The sequence below is a fragment of the Desertivirga xinjiangensis genome, assembly GCF_024436435.1.
GTDB classification, from domain to species: Bacteria; Bacteroidota; Bacteroidia; order Sphingobacteriales; family Sphingobacteriaceae; genus Desertivirga; species Desertivirga xinjiangensis.
Map to the genome: position 1 here is coordinate 251,884 of NZ_JAFMZP010000005.1, position 20,189 is coordinate 272,072.

General features: G+C 42.1%; 17 protein-coding genes. 14 read left to right on the forward strand and 3 right to left on the reverse strand.

What is annotated here, in order from left to right; genetic code table 11:
• The first annotated feature begins 1 nt into the window (after position 1).
• From J3P37_RS15300 to J3P37_RS15340, 9 genes are all read left to right on the forward strand, one after another.
• Entirely contained in the window at positions 2–1,468 is a 1,467-nt protein-coding gene (locus J3P37_RS15300; RefSeq protein WP_256012221.1) for a RagB/SusD family nutrient uptake outer membrane protein, read from the forward strand.
• A 26-nt stretch (positions 1,469–1,494) separates the two neighbouring features.
• Positions 1,495–4,017, forward strand: a complete 2,523-nt coding sequence (locus tag J3P37_RS15305; protein ID WP_256012222.1) for a family 20 glycosylhydrolase — start codon at positions 1,495–1,497, stop codon at positions 4,015–4,017.
• A 4-nt stretch (positions 4,018–4,021) separates the two neighbouring features.
• Positions 4,022–5,674 (forward strand): beta-N-acetylhexosaminidase, encoded by a 1,653-nt coding sequence (locus J3P37_RS15310; RefSeq protein ID WP_256012223.1) that lies wholly within the window; start codon positions 4,022–4,024, stop codon positions 5,672–5,674.
• Between the two features lie 77 nt (positions 5,675–5,751).
• Positions 5,752–6,507 carry a hypothetical protein gene (locus J3P37_RS15315; RefSeq protein ID WP_256012224.1) on the forward strand — a complete coding sequence of 252 codons (756 nt, stop codon included), beginning with the start codon at positions 5,752–5,754 and terminating at the stop codon, positions 6,505–6,507.
• 265 nt (positions 6,508–6,772) lie between these two features.
• Positions 6,773–8,110, forward strand: a complete 1,338-nt coding sequence (locus J3P37_RS15320; protein WP_256012225.1) for a nucleotide sugar dehydrogenase — start codon at positions 6,773–6,775, stop codon at positions 8,108–8,110.
• A 23-nt stretch (positions 8,111–8,133) separates the two neighbouring features.
• Positions 8,134–9,183 carry an SDR family NAD(P)-dependent oxidoreductase gene (locus J3P37_RS15325; protein WP_256012226.1) on the forward strand — a complete coding sequence of 350 codons (1,050 nt, stop codon included), beginning with the start codon at positions 8,134–8,136 and terminating at the stop codon, positions 9,181–9,183.
• A 75-nt stretch (positions 9,184–9,258) separates the two neighbouring features.
• A complete protein-coding gene (locus J3P37_RS15330) occupies positions 9,259–10,014 on the forward strand; it encodes an OBAP family protein (protein ID WP_256012227.1) in 756 nt (251 codons plus the stop codon).
• A gap of 82 nt (positions 10,015–10,096) precedes the next feature.
• The gene (locus J3P37_RS15335; protein WP_256012228.1) at positions 10,097–11,086 is read left to right on the forward strand and encodes a DUF2157 domain-containing protein; all 990 of its coding nucleotides are present in this window, start codon (positions 10,097–10,099) and stop codon (positions 11,084–11,086) included.
• On the forward strand, positions 11,070–12,248 hold the full coding sequence (locus J3P37_RS15340; protein WP_256012229.1) for a hypothetical protein: 1,179 nt from the start codon (positions 11,070–11,072) through the stop codon (positions 12,246–12,248). Before J3P37_RS15335 ends, J3P37_RS15340 begins: the two co-directional genes overlap by 17 nt.
• Before the next feature lie 14 nt (positions 12,249–12,262).
• Here J3P37_RS15340 and J3P37_RS15345 read toward each other — a convergent pair whose 3' ends face one another.
• On the reverse strand, positions 12,263–13,240 hold the full coding sequence (locus J3P37_RS15345; protein ID WP_256012230.1) for a GlxA family transcriptional regulator: 978 nt from the start codon (positions 13,238–13,240) through the stop codon (positions 12,263–12,265).
• 234 nt (positions 13,241–13,474) lie between these two features.
• On the opposite strand from J3P37_RS15345, the gene J3P37_RS15350 reads away from it, so the two are divergent.
• From J3P37_RS15350 to J3P37_RS15360, 3 genes are all read left to right on the forward strand, one after another.
• The gene (locus J3P37_RS15350; protein ID WP_256012231.1) at positions 13,475–14,041 is read left to right on the forward strand and encodes a dihydrofolate reductase family protein; all 567 of its coding nucleotides are present in this window, start codon (positions 13,475–13,477) and stop codon (positions 14,039–14,041) included.
• Positions 14,042–14,173: 132 nt separating this feature from the next.
• Positions 14,174–15,964, forward strand: a complete 1,791-nt coding sequence (locus tag J3P37_RS15355) for a mechanosensitive ion channel family protein (protein ID WP_256012232.1) — start codon at positions 14,174–14,176, stop codon at positions 15,962–15,964.
• Positions 15,965–15,973: 9 nt separating this feature from the next.
• Positions 15,974–16,966: an alpha/beta fold hydrolase gene (locus J3P37_RS15360; RefSeq protein WP_256012233.1), complete on the forward strand. Its 993-nt coding sequence runs from the start codon at positions 15,974–15,976 to the stop codon at positions 16,964–16,966.
• A 100-nt stretch (positions 16,967–17,066) separates the two neighbouring features.
• On the opposite strand, the gene J3P37_RS15365 is transcribed toward J3P37_RS15360, so the two are convergent.
• The gene (locus tag J3P37_RS15365) at positions 17,067–17,897 is read right to left on the reverse strand and encodes a helix-turn-helix domain-containing protein (protein ID WP_256012234.1); all 831 of its coding nucleotides are present in this window, start codon (positions 17,895–17,897) and stop codon (positions 17,067–17,069) included.
• Between the two features lie 98 nt (positions 17,898–17,995).
• Between J3P37_RS15365 and map the strand changes: the two genes are divergently transcribed.
• Complete coding sequence (gene map / locus J3P37_RS15370) at positions 17,996–18,763, forward strand: type I methionyl aminopeptidase (protein ID WP_256012235.1); 768 nt, start codon at positions 17,996–17,998, stop codon at positions 18,761–18,763.
• 3 nt (positions 18,764–18,766) lie between these two features.
• On the opposite strand, the gene J3P37_RS15375 is transcribed toward map, so the two are convergent.
• Positions 18,767–19,354, reverse strand: coding sequence for a YdeI/OmpD-associated family protein (locus J3P37_RS15375; protein WP_256012236.1), 588 nt, complete (start codon positions 19,352–19,354; stop codon positions 18,767–18,769).
• A gap of 130 nt (positions 19,355–19,484) precedes the next feature.
• On the opposite strand from J3P37_RS15375, the gene J3P37_RS15380 reads away from it, so the two are divergent.
• Positions 19,485–19,667, forward strand: a complete 183-nt coding sequence (locus J3P37_RS15380) for a hypothetical protein (protein WP_256012237.1) — start codon at positions 19,485–19,487, stop codon at positions 19,665–19,667.
• Positions 19,668–20,189 lie beyond the last annotated feature (522 nt).

Genomic DNA, 20,189 nt, shown 5'->3' on the forward strand with positions numbered 1-20,189 from the left:
TATGAAAACGAAAATGAAAATTCTGATCATTACCTTGATCATTTCAATAAATATAAGTTCCTGTACTTCCTTCCTTGATCTAGAACCCCAGTCAGATTTAACTACAGGGAATGCCTATAAAAGTGCTGCCGATCTGGAGGCCGCTTTAATTGGTACCTACAGGACACTGTACACTGATTACTTTATCTGGGAAAACTTTGTGATGTCGGACGTCAGATCGGATAATGCTTATGCGGGCGGCGATGACCCCGAGATCTATCAATATGATAATCTTGCTGTATCGTCCATGAATTCAAGGATCCTGCTAACCTGGAGACAACTCTATAATGGTATTGCTAACGCAAACCTGGTAATAGAGAAAGCCCCACAGGTAAGTGATATTAAGCTTGATACTGACAATAAAAGAAATAAAATTATAGCTGAAGCCAGATTTTTAAGGGCACTCTTCTACTTTGAACTGGTTAAAACCTTTGGAGAAATTCCAATTGTAAAAGAATTCGGCAAGATCAACCCATCGGAAGCCAATGTCCCTAAATCGTCGGTAGCAGATATCTATAAGTTCATCATCGAAGACCTTGACGCTGCATTGATCCTTCCAACTGAGTATGGAAGTCTTTCATTAAATAAATCGAAGGTTACTAGAGGAGCAGTCTATGCTTTACTGGCTAAAGTATATGCGCAAAAGCCAGACAGGGACTACAATAAGGTGCTTGAATACTGCAATGAAGTAGGTAAACTGGGCTATGATCTGCATGGCAGTTACGACCAGTTATTCGATGGCCTGAATTATAATAATCCGGAAACTATTCTTTTAGTGCAATACATTGCTGGTACGCCGGAAGCTAACTGGGGGCCGCAGTTACTATTACCGCCCTCTTTATCAGGTGATGACTGGAGAAAGTACGTAACTCCCTCAAAAGATCTGCTTGCTGCCTACGATGCAGCTGGTGACACCCAAAGGAAATCTGCTTCAGTTTTGGTTGAGAATGTTGAGTGGGCCGACGAGTTTTGGAAACCTTGTGCAAGTTCAGGCTCTGTACCTTTTCCATACAAATTCAGACATGCAAACGCCTGGGCAAGTGGCGACAATGTTTACATCTTAAGGTATGATGATATCCTTTTGCTTAAAGCAGAAGCATTAAATGAGCTTAACCGAGGTTCTGATGCTCTTACTCCTTTAAATTATGTTAGAGACCGGGTTGATCTTCAGGCTATTACTACGACTGATAAAGAGGCATTAAAGGAGATCATCTTAAACGAAAGACGTTTGGAATTAGCCTTTGAAGGATATCGCTGGGATGACCTGGTGCGGGCAGGAAAGGCTGTGAGTAAGATGAATAGTTTGCAGGAATTTAAATTGACCTGTGGCGGTGGCAGTACCCAAATGAACTATAGGATGAGTCAGGAAAAGACGCTGATGCCCATTCCGCAAAGCGAATTGAACAGAAATCCGGCTCTGAATCCATGATCCTAGTTATTATAACAAATAGTTTTATGTTATATTCTTTTACCAGTAATCGTCACAAGCTGATGGTGTTGTTGGCTATGCTTTTCTCTTTATCTTCCCTTGCCCAGGATGTTCATGAAAAGATGGAAGTAAGATGGCAGGTAGTAAAAGGGGATCCTGGTAAACCCGACACTGTATCAAGTTTAACACTTTACAATCGATCTGACGAAACCATTTCCTGTGAGAACTGGAGCTTGTGGTTCAATTTTATGCGGGCTATAGCTATTGGCTCTGTGGATGAAAGATTCAAAATAAGGCACAGCAATGGTGATCTGTATCAACTCAGCTTTATTGATAAAAAACTTGTAATCCCTGCAAAAGACTCTATCACAATTAGCTTTACAACGAACGGCATCTTGCCGAATTTCACAGACGCACCCTCCGGGTTATATGTTACTTACGATGGTGCAGAGGAGAAAAAAGCCTATAAGGTAAAATACTCCTCAGAATCTGGCAAAAACTCTATGGGATATGCTTTGAGCAGACTGGCTGAGCAGTACGACGCTAATCAATTGGCTGAGACTGCGGCGAGGCAACAAGTTACCCCCTCTCCTTTAGCTCTGCAGCAGGGAGAGGGATCATACATTATTACGTCCCGGACCCTTTTATGGGCTGATCCTGTTTTTAGAAAAGAAGAGACGTATTTAAGAAAGTTTTTAAATCAGACTGCAGGCGTCCAGTTACCTGAAAAAGCTAGCCGAAAAGACGGTTCGCATATAAAGATCCTTAACAACCCGGCTCTGGGAGAAGAGGAATACGAGCTATTAGTAAATAGAAATGGAATTTCGATTAAGGCCGGAACAGCAAAAGGTGCGTTTTATGCAGTGCAGACAATTATGTCTTTATCTACAGCGGGAAACTGGAAGCTAAACTCTAAGAAGCTTGAGATTCCTTCTGTCACAATAAGAGACAAACCCAGGTTTGGATACCGGGGCCTGATGCTGGACGTGGCCCGTAATTTTCAGACCAAAGAATCTGTAAAACGCATCATTGATGTGATGGCCCTGTATAAATTAAATACCCTCCATTGGCACTTGAACGATGATGAAGGCTGGAGACTAGAAATTCCGTCATTGCCGGAGTTGACAGAGGTCGGAAGCGTTAGAAGCGGGTCGTATCCGGATGGGAAATCTTTACAACCCTCATATGGCTCCGGTGCTGATGCTACTGAAAAAGCGTATTACAGCGTCAGCGACTTTAAAGAAGTATTGAAATATGCAGCAGAGAGACACATACAGGTGATTACAGAGCTGGAAACACCAGGGCACGCGAGGGCAGCTATCAAATCAATGGAGGCCAGGTATAATAAATATATGTTACTTGGGAACAAGCAGGAAGCTGAAAAGTACCTTTTACACGACATAAAGGACAAATCCGAATATGTATCGGCACAACGCTGGAACGACAACGTGATGAATGTTGCTTTGCCTTCTGTTTACCGGTTTATTTCCACTGTTCTTGATGATATAAAAAGCATCTGCGAGGAGGCCGGTATTCCATTAAAAAAAGTACATCTTGGTGGCGACGAAGTGCCCAGGGGCGTATGGGAGAAGTCTCCGGAAATTGCCCGGCTTTGTGATAGTTTAAAGCTTGAATCCGTTCATGAGGTTTGGCCATATTATATCAGGAAAATAGCAGATCTGTGTAAGGCTAAGGATTTGGAGCTGGCAGGGTGGGAAGAGATGGGAATGGTCAATAATGGAAAAGGCATGACCACTAATCCCCAATTAGTTGATGCAGGTATTCAGTTGGATGTATGGAACAATTTGGCGGGTGGGGGGCAGGAAGACCTGGCATACAAGCTTGCAAACGCTGGTTATAAAGTAGTTTTTACCAGCGCAAATAATTTCTATTTTGATTTGGCCTGGAAGGATACCTTTGATGAGCCCGGGCATACATGGGCTGGTTTCACAAACCTCAGAAAATCCTATTCTTTCCTTCCGGAAAACTATTTCTTGAATATTTCTTACACCAATGCCGAAAACAAACTGGCTGAGGGATATTTTAATAAAAAAGAAGCGCTTACTGAAGAGGGCAAACGCAACCTTATAGGAATCAAGGGTGCGGTTTGGACAGAGAAGATCCAGGATCAGGAAAGGCTCGAATACATGTTATTGCCTCGCTTAATTGCATTAGCCGAAAGGGCCTGGGCAGTAAAACCGGCATGGGAATCTGGTGCGACGTTCAATCATGAAGATGCAACGATGGATTATGCACGCTTTATGAAACAATTGAGTTCAGCTGACCTTCCAAAACTGGACATCTTAAATGGCGGCTACTCCTATAGGCTTCCGGCTTTGGGACTTAAAATTCAGGAAGGACTTGTGTTATGCAATACAGAGTATCCCGGGTTTGACATCTATTACACTACTGATGGTACACAGCCTGGATTAAGTTCTAATAAATATTCCAGACCCTTTTTACCAGATACGACAAAAACATACAAGTTCAATATAGTAACCGGCGGTGGAAGAAGCGGGGATACTGTCTCATTAAAATTTAACCAATAAGATTATGTTAGCAATCAGGATTAACAAGCAGGCTATGATCTTGCTTTCGCTATTATTTTCGATGCCTGGCTTTTCGTGCAAGAAATCGAAAAGCGACGAGGGCGGCGAGCCAACCAAGCCTCCTTTGTCGGCCACGCATTCAATTATTCCTTTACCTCAATCGGTATTGTTCAGTGAGGATGAGTTTGTATTAGATAACTCGGTAAAAATAGTGGCGGCCGGGCAGCATTCTGCTGGCGTAGAACTACTAAATAAAGATTTAAACAAACTGGGCATTACCTTGAATAACGGTAGTGCCTCGGATCCTAAGACAATTACCATCTCCGAGAACAGCAGTTTAAACGCAGTCTCCTCCGAAATCAAAATCAACAAGAATAAGATTGATATTTCCGGTAAAGATGCAATATCAGTCTTTCATGCCATACAGACGTTCAGGCAGTATCTGTGGGACGCCAGACAAGACAAGAGTGCGGCTGAAATTACAATGAAGGGAGTGCTGATCCAAGACAAGGCCTCTTACGACTGGAGGGTTTTTCACATCGATGTTGCCAGGAACTTCTATACAAAGGATTACTTGAAAAAACTGATCGATTGGATGGCGCTTTATAAACTAAACAAACTGCATTTGCATCTGACAGACGACCAGGGATGGCGTATTCCTATTCCGGGCTATCCGGAGCTGATAGAACAAGGCAGCTGGCGTGTTTTTAATAAGTATGATCTGGAAAACGTAGAAAGGGCGAAATCTAACCCTATTTATGCGATAGACAACAGGTTCGTATCGACCAAAGATGGTGAGAAGATCTATAAAGCGTCTTATACCAAAGCTGAGCTACAGGAAATTGTGGCTTACGCTGGTAAAAATTATATCGAGGTAATACCGGAAGTAGACATGCCAGGACATATGTTCTCGGCAATTAAAGCGTATCCATGGCTATCCGCAACGGGAACCGCAGGTTGGGGGGAAGAGTTTTCATATCCCATTTGCCCATGCAAACCAAACGTTAAACAGTTCGCATTAGCTATACTGGATGAATTGATGGCAATCTTTCCCTCTGAGTATATTCATATCGGAAATGACGAAGTCGATAAAACGACCTGGGAATCGTCGCCGGTTTGCCAGCAATATATGGCGGATAACAATCTCAGCAATGTTAAAGAAATTCAAAAGACGTTCATCACTGAGCTGCAGTCTTACCTTGCGAGCAAAGGCAGAAAAGCAATCGTGTGGGACGACGCTACAGAGGTTGGCGTGAATGCTAATGCGGTGATCACCTATTGGAGAGATTGGGTTACTCCCACGAATGCCCTGGCTAATGGGAACAGGTTTGTGATGACTCCCTGGACCTGGTTTTACCTGAGCAGCTCTTCGACAGATGAAAGCATAACCACGCTGTACAATTTTAACCCCAGTCAAAGGTTCGGTACAGCCTTCAATAACAACATAGATGGCTACCAGGCCTCGGTGTTTACAGAGAATATACCTTCCGAAGCTGCACTAGAATACTATGTATTTCCCAGGTTACAAGCCTTCGCAGAGTTTGTTTGGGCAAATAATAGAAGAGATCTTAGCTCTTTTACCAGGCGTTTAAATTCGCATATCCAGGCGATGGATAGGGAAGGGTTGAGATACAGGATGCCTGGTTCGCTAAAGTAATGAAGGTTACACGAATGCTAAATGGTATTTGAGCATTTGTTTACTGATAAGAAATCGTTAATCAATCCAATATAATTATGAAAAAAACCACAAAGTTTCTAGTGATGCTATTCCTGATGCACTCTGTATTAATTTCCTGTAAAAAGGATAAGGCTGAAGAACCGGAAGAAGAACAGGAAAAAGAACTGTTGACTAAAGCGCCAACTGTTGCACCAGCATCCCTTTATTTAATTCTTTCTGCAGGTTCCAGCGTAGAACTAATTAAAGAAGGCAGTGTGTTCAGCACACCTGTTTATGTTCCTTTAGAGGACAGTAAAGACTATTCTTTTAATACTAAGGCGGATGGTAGTGGCACCACCTATTGTATAAAGGAACCACTGTCTGCTTATGAGTATGCCAACGATGATAAAGTTGCTTGGGAAGACCCTTTACTGGAAGTTGTTCAGGGAAAGGGTAAATTTAATGTAGCGAGATCTCAGGCTTATAAGCTGTCTCTCGATTTCAGTAAAGCCCAGGTAAGCTGGCAATACTACAACATTAAGCTCTTTTACTATACGAACTGGGAGCAGAGAACGGAAGTACAGCTAAGTTACAAACATCCGCTTACATTTGAAAAAGTTCTGGCCCTTCCGGCAAATAACAACCTGAAGTTCTACTCAGTAAACCCCGATTGGTACGAGTGGGGCGGCAGTGATGAGAATAGTCTGACTGGCACTTTGACCCTGGCTGGCGGAAAAGATATAGTTGCGGTTAAGGAGGCTGCTAACTATAAAGTAAGTATTACCCTGAATAATAGTCTTGCACAAGGCACCTATTCTTTCACTAAGCAATAATATATGCTTTACCTATAAGAACTGGGAGCCTGTTATAACGACTTTTAGTTAATCTTTATTTAAAGAAAGCCTTCTTCCCTAAAAGGAAGAAAGCTTTTCAGTTTTAATAGAGTCCCTCATCTTGCCTTTCTGTTAAAAACCAAATTTATTTCATCAAATTTCAATACATTGCAGCCTTTTTTATAAAAGTGTTTGTCCGGGCTTAAACGTGTATAAGTAGCCCCAGGATATAAATCTTAAAATACATCTGGTTATTACATATTTAATGAGTATAGAGTCAAATTTTTCAAATACTTTTAAACCCTTGCAAGCCTCCCGTATAGCGATCATTGGGCTGGGCTATGTCGGACTTCCTTTGGCAGTCGCAATGTCGAAAAAGTATAGAGTAACCGGCTTTGATATAAATAAGGTCAGAGTAGCTGAACTTCTTGAAGGCCATGACAGTACCCTGGAAGTTGAGGATGAAGATCTTAAAGATGTTCTGGTCGCTTCTTCAGAGGCATTAGAAAGTCGGAAAACCGGCTTTTTCCCTTCTGCAGATGTTTCATCCATTGCATCCTGCAATATATTTATTGTGACGGTGCCAACTCCAACTGACAAGCATAACAGACCGGTATTGACTCCAATGTTAAAAGCAAGTGAGACTTTAGGAGCTGTGTTAAAGCAAGGAGATGTAGTTATCTACGAAAGTACGGTTTATCCGGGCGTTACTGAAGACGAATGTGTACCTGTCCTGGAAAAAATCTCTGGCCTCAAATTCAATGAAGACTTTTACGTTGGATATTCACCCGAGAGAATCAATCCGGGTGATAAAGAGCATACAGTAACCAAGATATTAAAAGTAACCTCAGGCAGTACGCCTGAAGCCGCCGAATACATTGATCAGCTGTACCGTTCTGTTATTACAGCAGGAACATTTAAAGCTTCAAGTATCCGTGTCGCCGAAGCCGCAAAGGTTATAGAAAATTCCCAGAGAGATATCAATATTGCATTTGTTAATGAGCTGGCAAAAATTTTCAACTTGCTTAACATAGATACTAAGGAGGTACTGGAAGCCGCATCGACAAAGTGGAATTTCCTTACTTTTAAACCTGGTTTGGTAGGGGGGCATTGTATCGGTGTAGATCCTTATTACCTGGCACAGAAGGCCCAGGAAGTAGGTTATCATCCTGAGATCATACTCGCAGGCCGTCGCCTTAATGACAGCATGGGGAAGCATGTCGCCATGGAGCTTATAAAGCACATGATGAGAAAGAACATCAAGGTGATGGAATCGAAGGTACTCGTACTTGGATTTACTTTTAAAGAGAATTGCCCAGACATACGTAACACAAAGGTTATATCAATTGTAGAAGAGCTAAAAGCATTTGATATTGATGTTGATATACATGATCCCTGGGCAGACGCATCTGAAGTAAAGCATGAATACGGCCTTGAGGTCTTACCAGGGTTGCAAGAACCGGATTTAAGCCAGTATTCTGGAATAATACTGGCTGTGGCACATAAAGAATTTGCAAACCTTGCCATTAAGAAAAGCGATGCCTGTGTGGTGTATGATGTAAAAGGTATTTTGGCTAAAGACCTGGTTGACGCGAGATTATAATTTATAAGGTAAAGATCATTAAATTGACAGATCAAACAATAAATAATTCGAAGGTACTGGTTACCGGTGGGGCCGGTTTTATAGGTTCAAATCTTTGTGAAGTCCTCGTAGCTCAAAACAATGAGGTTATATGCCTCGACAATTTTTCTACAGGAAAAAAGGAGAATATTGAGGCACTATTGTCAGAACCTAATTTTAAGCTCATTGAAGGCGATATCCGAAATTACGAAGATTGTAAAAACGCAGTGGACGGTTGTGATATTGTACTTCATCAGGCAGCCCTTGGCTCGGTTCCCCGTAGTATTCAGGACCCTATGACGACTACTGATGTTAATATAGGTGGATTTGTGAAAATGCTGCATGCTGCCTCGGAAGCAAAAGTAAAACGATTTGTTTATGCAGCTAGTTCTTCTACGTATGGTGATCATCCGGACCTGCCAAAACAAGAGCACATTATCGGTAAATCATTAAGCCCATATGCCATTACAAAATATGTTGATGAATTATTCGCTGAGAATTTCTCGGCAATTTATGGCATCGAAACGATCGGCTTACGATATTTCAATGTATTTGGAAAGAAACAGGATCCTTTTGGAGCCTATGCCGCTGTAATACCCAAATTTGTATCCCAGTTAATAAGACATGAAGAACCAGTTATTAATGGGGATGGTTCATACAGCCGCGATTTTACTTATATTGACAATGTGATTCTGGCGAACCAGCTTGCTGCAATTACACCATCGGAAAAATTACGGGAAAGGCAAGATGCTTATTACGAGACGATAAATAAAACGCGTCCAAAGGCTAATGCTGTGTGTGAAATTTTTAACGTTGCCTGTGGCGAGCAAACAAGCCTGCTACAATTGTTCAATTATCTAAAAGAGAACCTTTCTGTTTATGATGCAGCCATCGCTCAACTGCAACCACATTTCGCGGTTAATCGTAAGGGTGATGTCCCGCATTCTTTAGCAGACATCTCGAAAGGAAAATTACTTTTTGGATACCATCCGCTTTATCCGGTCAAAGAAGGATTGAAGGATGCCACCAGCTGGTATTGGCAAAATCTAAAATAGGTACAGCCAGAAAAGTTTCGTTCTAAAACAATAGCAGCTCTTATCAGTTGGTAACTGAATAAACCAAGGGCTGTTATGAAACAAATTATTTCTGTATTTCTTTTAACGGGCACTGTTTTGTTGTACAGCTGTGGCGGAAACAACACCGATTCAAATGTCGATGCGCCCGGTCAGAAAAAGGATGCTAAATCAAAAACTCTTGAACTTGGTGCGCACATTTTGCAATCAAAATCACCGTTAAAAAGGATAAGCGCCTATCTCAATGGCTTTCACTTTTATAATGGTAATCCGGGAGCACAGATGGAAGCCCACCATTACGTATCGCAATTAAACGAAGACGTTCATCAGGCGATCATCTATGACGGAAACCAGGAGGACGCCAAAATTATGGGCATTGAATATATTATTTCAGAGCGTTTGTTTAAAACCTTAGCCCCGGAAGAGAAAAAACTTTGGCATTCACATCACTATGAGGTAAAGTCTGGTGAACTGATTGCTCCTGGCTTACCTGATGTAGCCGAGCATGAACTTATGGAAAAACTGGTTTCAACTTATGGAAAAACTATCCATACCTGGCATACTGATCAGCACAGGAAGCTTCCCCTTGGTTCGCCAATGATCATGATGGGCTTTACAAAAGACGGACAAATAGACCAAGAGCTTTTGACACAGAGAGATAAACGCTTTAATGTGTCGGTAAGTGAAAAAAGGAAACAAAGGGAAGATATCCCGATGCCGGCTGTCGATCCACTTGCAAATGCCTGGGAAAAAGGCGAAATTCGCCAGTTCACTATCACTAATAAGCCGGACAGTGCTTTGCATAAGCATTGATGTATCTTTCATGCGTGTCGAATACTTTTTTAATTCCCCAAGAAAAGATATATTGCCTCATGTATCTTTTCTTTCCTAAACAATGATCAATTCCATCTTTGATAAACTGTATAACGAAGGTGTATTGAGCGACAGAAGTTTCCAAAAAATCAGGGACAGCCAGAAATCTCCATTGTTTTCGGTTCATTGGGAATTAAAAACGGTATTGTATCTGGGAATACTGCTTTTGAGTACAGGCCTCGGTATAATCGTATACAAGAACATTGATTCAATAAGTCACCAGGTTGTATTATTGTTTATCGCTGCCCTTACTGCGGGCTGTTTCACCTGGTGTGATAAAATAAAAGCACCATTTAGTTTTGAAAAAGTAGAGTCGCCAGGTTCCTTTTTTGACTATATACTTTTGCTGGGAACTCTTAGTTTTCTAAGTTTTGTTGGATACTTGCAATTCCAGTACGAAGTTTTTGGCAACAGGTATGGTTTAGCAACCTTCTTACCGATGCTTGTACTTTTCTTTATTGCTTACTATTTTGACCATATTGGAATTTTAACCCTTGCAATTACCAACCTGGCTGTATGGATGGGAGTGGCGCTTACTCCTAAAGATCTTATAAGAAGTGTAGATGTCTCCGACGAAAGATTGATCTATACTTATCTGGGGCTCGGAGTTTTACTCCTGACAAGCGGATATTGTACCATCAGGCTGGATATCAAGAGACATTTCTCTTTTAGTTATTTTCATTTTGGCGTGCACCTAACCTTTATTGCTTTGTTATCAGGATTCTTTTTTTATGATTACGGCCCAGCCCTGGTCTGGCTGGTATTATTACTGATCATCAGTTGGCTGATCTATCGTCAGGCTCTAACCAGGGGATCCTTCTATTTTGCAATGCTTGCTGTTATTTACGGTTATATCGGCATTAGCAGCTTTACCATGCGAAGCCTTTTCATGTTAAAAGACGATGCTGTGTTATTTCTCGGCTTCTCCTATTTCATCCTTTCAGGAATTGGGGTAATCCTGTTTTTAATAAACACTAATAAAAAAATGCAACGTGATGATCATTTACAATAAAGTTTGGCTGTCAAATTTATTTCTTGTTGAACAGGTAGAAGAGAAGCATAGCGATAACCTAATTTCGGATACTGAGCTAAATGACATTAAGAAAAAATACCCGGTGAACTTTTACTCACCAAATATTTTTATCCGGATCGGACTGGGTATACTCACTGTAATTATTTCCTTATTTGGGTGCGGCTTTCTGACCCTGATAGCTGCCGATGCACATGTAATGGAGTCTTACGGTTGGTTTGTCTTCCTGGCTGTGCTCCACTACATTGTATTGGAATTGATGGTCCGGCAAAAACACCATTTCCGGTCTGGCATTGACGATGTCCTGCTATGGATCACGGCGGCCTTATCAGTTTTTGCTTTTATTTGGGCGCTGGCTTCCCTTACTGGAAACCCGGGTGAAAATTATCATGCGGTATCGGCCATTTTATTTATATTGAGCACCTTCCTTAGCATTCGCTTCATCGACAGGCTTATGTCCCTTTTCGCATATTTGTCCTGTTTTGCCCTCATATTTTTTACCTGGGAAAGTACCGGGTCCTTCAGCCTGGATACTATGCCTTTTGTTATGATGAGTTTTTCAGCTGTGGTGTATTGGCTGTTAAGAAAAAATATCCATAACCCGGCTATTTACTTTTATTCGGGCAGTATAACTTTGCTTCAGGTATTAAGTTTGATATCGCTTTATGTATGTGGTAATTACTTTGTTGTTAAAGAATTGGGAGACATGCTTCGTGGTACGGAGTCTGTTTCAATACCATTAGACTGGCTTTTTTGGATGTGGACGATGACTATACCCTTGCTCTATATCATATTCGGCATAAAACAAAAGAACAGGATTCTTCTGCGCACAGGTTTGTTGCTGATAGCAGCTGCCGTTCTCACCTTCAGAAACTACTATCATTTGATTCCTGTCGAAGTGGCATTGATCATAGCCGGTACCATAACACTGGCCTTTTCTTACCTGGTCAGTCAATATCTTCGACAACCTAGAAACGGTTTTACGTCCTGGGAAACACAGAAATCAGGCGACGAAGATTGGTTAAACGCCGAGTCTCTGATCATATCTGAATCCTTTTCCGGTAGCGGGCATCCCCAGCCGGAAAAAAGCAATGTTTTTGGCGGGGGAAACTTCGGTGGTGGAGGCTCTTCGGGTAGCTATTAAAATGATGCTATTATTTACGCAGCAGCTTGCCTGTTATATTTATGCTTATAATCTATTGGCGACATGCCGGTGATCTTTTTAAAAGCAATCCGGAAAGCTTTTGCATCGGAATAGCCTACTTCATACATCACCTCATTTATGTTTTTTGCTGTATTTTCAAGCTGTTTTTTTGCTGCTTCGATTTTAACCCTTTGAACATATTCGGCGGGCGAATTACTTGTTGCTTTTTTAAAGCGTCTTTCGAAATGGCGCCTGCCCATGGCAAACTTGTCCGCCAGATCGTCCACAGATAATTTATCTGTATAGTTTTTCTCGATGAATTCCTGCGCCTGCTTTATAGGCTCATCTTCGTGTTTTTTCTGGCCATTGAACATCACAAAAGGCGACTGGCTTTTGCGGTCTATTTCAATCGCAAAAAACTTAGCAGCCATAATCGACATTTCACGGCCGGCATATTTTTCAATTATATGAAGCAATAGATTCCAATAAGAGCTGGCGCCGCCACTTGAATAGAGGCCTTCTTCCTCTGTTATAATGGTTCCTTCCGTCAAGGTTACTTCAGGGAACATTGACCTGAACTCGTTTGCAAATAACCAGTGTGTTGAACACGACTTTCCGTTTAGTAAACCTGTGGATGCCAGAAGGAAGGCTCCTAAGCATAAGGACGCAACCTCTGCACCGTTCTTATATTGCCTGACAATCCAGGGAATGAAGTCTGCATTTAATTCGACCATACTCTTCATATCGCCTGACAAGGCGGGAATCACCACAAGGTCGGTTTTCTCCAATTCGTCGATGGTGATATCGGTGTTAACAGAGAAGGCGCCGTTATTGAGCAATACCTGCTTTGATATTCCTACAAGCTTGACGTCAAACGCGGGTTCTTTTCCTGCGTTTAGTAAAAACTGGTTAACAGCTGTGAACATATACCTCGGATCCACAATGGCAGATGGAACTGCTTCGAACGGGATAATTATCGCTACGTGTTTCATGATTACCTCTGAAGATTAATCAAATTTAAAGAAATATTCTTTCATTCAGGTGATTTGTTTTTGACGGCAATAAGGCTGTCATGCGCAAAGATCCTCCTCCATTCCGGCTTTAATATTTTTAGCGCACCATGATTTTTTAGAAAGGTCGCAAAAGCACCCTGTTTAAGTCAGATTTGCACAGCATGCAGACCTGTCAATGCGGCTATCTTTACTTAATTTTAAAATTAAGATGTGATGAGGAAAGTGATTTTATCTATGAACATTACGGAAGACGGGTTTATGGCCGGCCCTAATGGCGAGTTAGATTGGCACTTTCCTTACTGGGATTTTGAAATGTGCGAAGCTTTATCCAAACTGCTAAGTTCTGCTGACACGATTCTGCTAGGCAGAAAAACTTACAGTGCCATGGCGGGATACTGGACCACAAAAGCAATTGATTTCGCTTTATCCGGAGAGGATATTGTCCTTTCAGAAATAATGAACCGTTACACCAAAGTGGTTGTTTCGAAAACATTAAGTTGTTTTAATTGGATAAACTCCAGGCCTTTAGGAGGAGAGCTAATTAAAGGAATAGTCGAATTAAAGCAGAAGCCAGGGAAGGACATTGTGGTGTTGGGCAGCAGCACGCTGGTTGCTTACCTGATAAAGCATGATCTTATAGATCAGTACCATCTTTGGGTGCATCCGGTAATACTAAGGAAAGGTACCGCTTTTCCGAACCTTCAGGACATTAAAATAAACTTAAAACCGGCAGAGGTTGAGGTTCTAACCAGTGGGGTTAGCCGGTTTAGCTATCGATAGCTAAAGTTTAAAGAACCCCGGCATTTGCGTGCTCAAGACGCTTTAATACGTCAATTGTTGCAATACCTGATAAGCTTTTTAACGATATGTCAAAACCATCATATCTCTAAATGGTTCAGTAGTGGAATAGCTATGAAAAGAATTTCACACACTGCCTTATACGTTTTTATACTTTTAGCTTCATTCTTGATACTTTCGCCAGAAAAGACGATTGCGCAAACTGAATTACTGCCTAATGATACCAGTCAGAATGCCGGTCAGGCCCAGGAGCCTGTTTGGGCTCCGGATTCGCTCGGTAGAAGGAATCCTCGGGGGACCATTGAAGGCTTCATTGCTGCCGTTGCGGATGAAAATTACGTCAAAGCCGGAATGTACCTGCGGCTGGATTCTGCCCTGAAAAAAAACCAGAAAAAAGAGAACCTGGCCCGGTCGCTGCAGCAATTACTGGATAAGGATGGAAATATACTTCCATACCCTATGATCAGTGATGACGCCTCGGGTATACTGGATGATAACCTCGGACCAAATCTGGAAAAGATTGGAACAGCTTCCATAAATAGCGAAGAATTCGATTTGATCCTTGAAAGGACTGAGGGACCGGACGGCGGACCTCTGTGGTTGTTTTCTTCTGAAACGATACAAAGGGTTCCAATTTTAGTGGAAAAAGCACCAATCGCACCACTCATCGACAAATTATCGCCTAAGTCGCTTGAAGGGAAGAAGTGGGGAGGAGTACCAGTGCCGCATTGGTTTGGGGCAATCTGTCTTTTGATCATAACTTACTTTATTGCCTGGGGTATTACCAACTTCATCCTCTTACTGATTCCTTTTGGTTATCGTAAAGCGAAAACCGAACCTACCTTGGGAATTGTAAAGGCATTTGCTTTACCTATACGTTTATACATTACTATATGGCTTTTTACTATAGCCATGCAGGAGGCGGGCATTTCTATTATACTTCGCCAGCGCTTCAGCTCGCTAACAGTAATGGTAGCTATTGTTGCTGTGATGCTTTTGTTCTGGCAGCTGCTTGAGGTTAGTACCCGATTTTTTGAGCGAAGGCTGGTGCATCATGGTAACCAGGCCGGGGTGTCTGCAATTCTTTTTCTGCGTCGCTCTGCGAAAGTTGCCCTTATTATCCTCGGTATTATTCTGATCCTTGACAATTTTGGATTTGATGTTACCACCGGATTAGCCGCACTAGGAATTGGTGGTATCGCGCTGGCGCTGGGGGCACAGAAAACAATGGAGAATTTTGTGGGGAGTGTAACGCTGATTGCTGACCAGCCTGTAAGGGTCGGCGACTTTTGCAAGGTTGGGGATGTGATGGGTACGGTTGAGCAGATCGGAATGCGCTCAACCCGGATAAGGACACTTGACCGCACTATTGTTACGATCCCCAATGGTGAATTCTCCTCTCAGAAAATAGAAAACTTTGCGCATCGCGACCGCTTTTGGTTTCATCCAATCTTTAACCTCCGAATCGAAACTACTACTGATCAAATACGTTATTTACTGGTAGAGCTTCGCAGTATTCTATATGCTCATCCAAAAGTAGATCCATCACCCGCACGTGTACGATTCATTGAAGTTGGAACTGAAGCTTTGAAGCTCGAAGTTTTTGCATATATAAATACATTAAATAACGACGAGTATCTCGAGATCCAGGAGGATCTGTATTTGCGGATGTTGGACGTAATTACTGCCAGCGGTACCGGCCTGGCCATGCCGTCACAAAGACTTTATATAACACGTGACCCTGGCGTATCACCAGAGAGGACAGCCGAGGCAGGAGAACAGGTTAAGCGCTGGCGCGAAGCAGGGGATATGCAGCTTCCAAACTTTAGTTCCGAACGGATCGATAGCTTAAGAAATACGATACCATATCCCCCCGAAGGGTCTGTATTTAAAAACAACTCGTAATTTATTCAGATGACAAAACGTAATAGACAAGATTGGATGCTGTCGGCTGCTGTATTAGCGCTATTGTTCGGACGATATGTGGTGTCGCAGCTTCTGTCGTCTCGTATAAAAGATGCTGAGAATCCCAAACGGCTCTCTGCAGAAAACAGCATGGTTATCGAGGCCTCAAGTGGTAACCGCTATCACATAGTGAGGGAGGGTAGTGATCAGCTTCCTCCTTTGGTATTGATACATGGGTTAAATTCTGATTTACAGCAATGGTTTTATCAACGTCGGTTTTTTGAGGGGAAATATCATTTGGTCCTGATCGATCTGCCCGGACATGGTAATTCAGGCCCTGCATCTGACCTTTCGGTCGACACCTTGTCGAGAGATCTGAAAGAGTTGCTTGGCTTTTTGAAAATGGAAGACTATGTATTATGGGGGCATAGTATGGGCGGTAGTGTCATACTGAAGTACTGCAAGGAAAATCGAAATGATACCTTGTTACACGCTATTATTATACAACAAAGCCCCTATACCAATGCTTTAAAGACTTGTTTCGGAAGCAGCTTTCTCTATCCGCTTCAGAAGCCAGTGCTCGCACCCGCACTGCGTATGGCGAAAAAGTATAGCAGGTTGATCTGGCTGTTTAATATTGTGGCATATTTAACGGGCTTGCATGCGCTGTTTTTCAGGTATGTCTTTTTTACCGGCAGGCAAAGTGCTGCACAGCTTTTATTTCTAAGTCGCATCAGCCTTGGCTGTCCGCCACATATTACGGCCGAGGGGCTTCTGGAGCTCTTTAAGTTTGAAGTGGATGCCAGCGCAATTAGAGACGTGCCCGCACTTATAGTAGGAGCTAAGGACGACAGGTTAGTAAGACCGGATGCAAGCAAAGCCCTGAGTGAAAAAATTGCAGGTTCAGAGTTGAAACTACTAAGTGGAGGGCATCAGAACTTGTTGGAGAAAAATTCTGAACTGAACGAGGCTGTATCTGAATTTTTGGGCACAATCAACTAATGTTACCTGCTTACCCATAAATTCATACAGCATTGGCACAGCTATCCTATTCATTATAAACAGCTACCGGTACACCGAACCAGGTGATGATCCGTCTGGTTTAATATTTCCTGAAAAAAGTTCTGGGAGGCTCGCCGGTGTACTCGCGAAAGTTCTTCACCAAATGGTTCATATCACAATATCCATTGTTAAGCGCAACTTCTATCAGCTCTTTTTTAGGACTAGTATCAAGTTCGATATAAGTGTAGAGGAAACGTTGCGATTGTATATACCGTTGAGGGGACATTCCCAGGTGTCTTTTGAAAGTCCTTTCCCACCATTTATAGCTCAAATTTAATCCAAGGGCAAAGCTAAGTTCTTTCACACTAAGGTCTCCTTGCTTATCCTGGATGTACCGAATGCCTTCTTTTAATAAATGTGGGTATGTCTGGTTGGGTCGCCGGTTTGAAATAAAGGATTCGATAAGATTTACTTTTTGTTTAAGATCAACGCAGTTATAGAAAGCCGTAATAAAGCTTTTAAATACGTTTCCTGTGATTTCACAGAAATCATGAACAGGTTTGGAAGTAAATATCTCTGGGTTTAGATTAAAGAGGTCAAAAAAGGAGAATGGCTGAAACTGGATGATCAGTATTTCTCCAGAGGTAGCTCCGGGTTCCCAGAAAACCCTTTTCATCAGGCCTCCGCAAAGCCATGCTGCTCCAACCGGAAAATTCTCATCATCTATCTGTACATTGCTTCTGTGTTCTGCCGAGGGCATTAAAATCAATGCAGGAAAACCGTCGTTAAAGAGCAAGTGGCGTGACTGTACTAACTTACTATTGAACAAATACAGACCTTGTATATGCTCATCAAGATTGCTCCTAAACAGGAGCTTAACAATTTCCTGATTCTGCTTCGATTTTATATCCTTTAAAAAACTGATAGGCACGGCGCAAATATAACATTTTGTTATCGAGCTGTAATATGTCTAAATTATACTATAGGAACTACTCAGGCTTCGATAGTTTTGTCAGGTAACAAATAAAGATGATCATTACGAACGACAAGGAACTTGAAGGAATGCAGCGGGCGAGTGAAGCTGTAGCCACGACCCTAAAAATGATGCGAAATTTTGCAGCACCAGGAATGTCAACAAAAGACCTGGACGAATATGGGGGACAAATTCTAGGGAGTTTCGGTGCGAGGTCTGCACCATATCTAACCTATAAGTTTCCCGGGCATAGCTGTATCAGTTTGAATGAAGAGGTGGCACATGGAATTCCCTCCTCTGAGCGGATCCTGAAAGAAGGTGACTTGCTGAATATTGACGTTTCGGCCGAATTGGAGGGATATTGGTCCGATAACGGAGGTTCATTTGTTGTTGGTGAAGATATATTCGGACATAAAAAACTGGTAGCGACTTCCCAGCTTATTCTTAAAGAAGCTATCGCGCGAATAAGCGGGGGCGTAAAAATTAATGCTATCGGCGAGTTTATAGAAAAGGAAGCAAAACGCAATGGCTTTACAGTTATCAAAAATCTCGGAGGCCATGGTATCGGGCGTGGATTGCATGAGCAGCCCCACGATATTCTCAATTATAAAGATCGACTGGATCAGCGGAGGTTCCGAAAAAACACCATAGTGGCAGTTGAAACTTTCATTTCAACAGCGTCGACACTTGCCGTTGAACAAACCGATGGTTTCACGATGCTGGGAAACAGGGGAGGATATGTTGCCCAGCATGAACATACTATTATGATTACAGAGAGTCGCCCTGTAATATTAACAACGGAAAATGGCATATGGGACTTCTAAGTGTTACCTGAATTGTTTAGGTTTCAGCTTCTGAGCTGCCAGCTCCGCAATTTCCATAATTCTTCTTTGCCTCGTTTGCTCCTGTTTCGCGAGAACTAACCACTGCAGGATACCTTTTCTGACAGACCTGCTTAGGCTTAGAAAATAGTCCCTTGAACCTGGATGGGAATTGAATACTGCTTCCAGATCTTTGGGGATTATTAATTCTTCAACCTCATCTAAAATGGACCACGAGCCATTTTGCTTTGCTGTTTCAATACTTTTACAGCCCGCTTCAGTCATGAGTCCTTCTTCGATCAAACGCTGAACTTTTTCCTTGTTGACTTTAGACCAAACACTATTGGGCTTGCGTTTACAAAAGAACTGAGTAAACCTGTTATCATCCAAAGATTTTCTCGTGCTGTCTATCCAGCCAAAACATAAGGCCTCTTCAACAGCCTCATTATAAGTTATTGACCGAACCTCAGAGTTCCTTTTATAATAAATAAGCCATACAGATTGTTGCTTGTCGTGATTTTCTTCTAGCCATTCACGCCAGTCTTGCCGGGTAGCAGGGCAGAAGCCTTCTTGGCCCTTTTTTGAATCTATCATCACTAATTTATTTGATTAAAATGATCCATACATCAGTTTGTCCTGCAAATTTAGAACCTGCAATGACAGCCTTATGTCTGCAGGACTAAACCAAAACATCTTATTTCTGTTATTAAAAAAACATCAAGCCATGATAGACGAAGAAAATACACAAAAAAAAACTAACGACGATGGTAATGAGCATCGCGACCAAATTGGTGAAAACACCGGTCATGACACTGAATTGTCGCGCGAAATCAAGACGGATCAGCACCAGCAAGAAAATTCTGATAGTTCAAATAAGCAAAAGGGGCCTGCAGGGGAAAATTTGTAAGAATTTTAACAGGTTTAGGTTTCCGGCACTTTGGCCAGATTTGAATAAATATCTAAGCGGTAATTCAGTAAAACCGGACAACCACCAGAGCTGAGCGTCAGAAAGACGGCGCGTTAGTGAGTCGGAGACTTTTTTTTGAAAAAAATAACCCGCCAGTCGCCATATTTTTTTGACGAATTTTCTATCTTTACAACAGAGATGTTAACTCGTCCTGACATCCTGTTCTTAGAGCATTCCGATACATTACCATCTACAATTATTAAAATACTAGCTGTAGCCTAACTTAATCCCAGGTCTCTATCATCGTCTTATTCGCTTATGTTCAAACTTGATTTATGAGGGTGTTTCCGCCGTACTTAGACTGTCGTTTTCACGGTCTTGGTACGGTTCATATACGGTTTAGTCACGGTCTATAAAATACGATGGGGGTTCTTTGTCTCGTCCTAATTAGGCTATACAGGTTAGGGGATTAATAGTAATTGAGCTATACAGCTTGATTTGTTATTTCTAAAGTAGCTATAC

What these genes read in the sequence shown, in the direction of transcription:
- J3P37_RS15300 (WP_256012221.1), top strand. Translation starts at nt 2, where the DNA reads ATGAAAACGAAAATGAAAATTCTGATCATTACCTTGATCATTTCAATA.
- J3P37_RS15305 (WP_256012222.1), top strand. Translation starts at nt 1,495, where the DNA reads ATGTTATATTCTTTTACCAGTAATCGTCACAAGCTGATGGTGTTGTTG.
- J3P37_RS15310 (WP_256012223.1), top strand. Translation starts at nt 4,022, where the DNA reads ATGTTAGCAATCAGGATTAACAAGCAGGCTATGATCTTGCTTTCGCTA.
- J3P37_RS15315 (WP_256012224.1), top strand. Translation starts at nt 5,752, where the DNA reads ATGAAAAAAACCACAAAGTTTCTAGTGATGCTATTCCTGATGCACTCT.
- J3P37_RS15320 (WP_256012225.1), top strand. Translation starts at nt 6,773, where the DNA reads ATGAGTATAGAGTCAAATTTTTCAAATACTTTTAAACCCTTGCAAGCC.
- J3P37_RS15330 (WP_256012227.1), top strand. Translation starts at nt 9,259, where the DNA reads ATGAAACAAATTATTTCTGTATTTCTTTTAACGGGCACTGTTTTGTTG.
- J3P37_RS15335 (WP_256012228.1), top strand. Translation starts at nt 10,097, where the DNA reads ATGATCAATTCCATCTTTGATAAACTGTATAACGAAGGTGTATTGAGC.
- J3P37_RS15340 (WP_256012229.1), top strand. Translation starts at nt 11,070, where the DNA reads ATGATCATTTACAATAAAGTTTGGCTGTCAAATTTATTTCTTGTTGAA.
- J3P37_RS15345 (WP_256012230.1), bottom strand. Translation starts at nt 13,240, where the DNA reads ATGAAACACGTAGCGATAATTATCCCGTTCGAAGCAGTTCCATCTGCC.
- J3P37_RS15350 (WP_256012231.1), top strand. Translation starts at nt 13,475, where the DNA reads ATGAGGAAAGTGATTTTATCTATGAACATTACGGAAGACGGGTTTATG.
- J3P37_RS15355 (WP_256012232.1), top strand. Translation starts at nt 14,174, where the DNA reads ATGAAAAGAATTTCACACACTGCCTTATACGTTTTTATACTTTTAGCT.
- J3P37_RS15360 (WP_256012233.1), top strand. Translation starts at nt 15,974, where the DNA reads ATGACAAAACGTAATAGACAAGATTGGATGCTGTCGGCTGCTGTATTA.
- map (WP_256012235.1), top strand. Translation starts at nt 17,996, where the DNA reads ATGATCATTACGAACGACAAGGAACTTGAAGGAATGCAGCGGGCGAGT.
- J3P37_RS15375 (WP_256012236.1), bottom strand. Translation starts at nt 19,354, where the DNA reads ATGATAGATTCAAAAAAGGGCCAAGAAGGCTTCTGCCCTGCTACCCGG.
- J3P37_RS15380 (WP_256012237.1), top strand. Translation starts at nt 19,485, where the DNA reads ATGATAGACGAAGAAAATACACAAAAAAAAACTAACGACGATGGTAAT.